This window comes from Sphingomonas sp. Leaf38 (assembly GCF_001421825.1).
Taxonomy (GTDB): Bacteria; Pseudomonadota; Alphaproteobacteria; order Sphingomonadales; family Sphingomonadaceae; genus Sphingomonas.
Genome location: NZ_LMLD01000010.1, coordinates 276,745 through 277,592 on the forward strand (window position 1 = coordinate 276,745; position 848 = coordinate 277,592).

1 protein-coding gene is annotated in these 848 nt (G+C 66.5%); it reads right to left on the reverse strand.

Going from position 1 to position 848, the window contains the following annotated elements; translation table 11 throughout:
• Positions 1 to 6 precede the first annotated feature (6 nt).
• The coding region (locus tag ASE88_RS06835) for a homocysteine S-methyltransferase family protein (protein WP_235527858.1) at positions 7 to 848 on the reverse strand (842 nt) is incomplete at its 5' end.

The window sequence follows — 848 nt, forward strand, 5'->3', positions numbered from 1 at the left end:
GGGGAACTATGCCGCCATCGTGAACGGTTCGAGGCCGGCGAGTTTGGTCCGCACCTCCGGGCTCGCGACCGCGCGCGGTTCCAGCCCGCGCACGCCGTCGGCCATCGCCTTGATATGCGCCGGCGTCGACCCGCAACAGCCGCCGAGCACGTTGACCTGCTTGGCCACCGCCCATTCGCCGACCAGCCCAGCGGTCGTCGCCGGCATCTCGTCATACTCGCCGAGTTCGTTGGGCAGCCCGGCATTCGGGTAGATCATGATCAGCGTGTCGGCGATCCCCGACAGCGTCTTCACGTGCGGCCGCAGCTGCTCCGCGCCGAACGAACAGTTCAGCCCGATCGTCACCGGCCGCGCATGCCGCACCGCGTGCCAGAACGCCTCGACCGTGTGCCCCGACAGGTTGCGCCCCGACAGATCGGTCAGCGTCATCGACAGCATGATCGGCACGTCGCGCCCGAGGTCGTCGCCCGCCTCGATCGCCGCCATGATCCCGGCCTTGGCGTTGAGCGTATCGAACACCGTCTCGATCAGGATGAAGTCGACGCCCACCCCCTCGCCGCCTTCGAGCAGCGCGTCGATCTGCTCGCGGTAGACGCCCTTCAGATAATCGAAATCGATCTCGCGAAAGCCCGGATCATTGACGTCGGGCGACAGCGACAGCGTCTTGTTGGTCGGCCCGATCGCGCCCGCCACGAAGCGCGGCCGTCCGTCCTTCGCTTCATATTCTGTCGCGAGCCGGCGGGCGATCTTCGCGCTTTCGACGTTGATCGCGCGGACCAGATGCTCGGCGCCGTAATCCGCCTGTGAAATGACGTTCGCGCTGAACGTGTTGGTCGACACAATGTCCG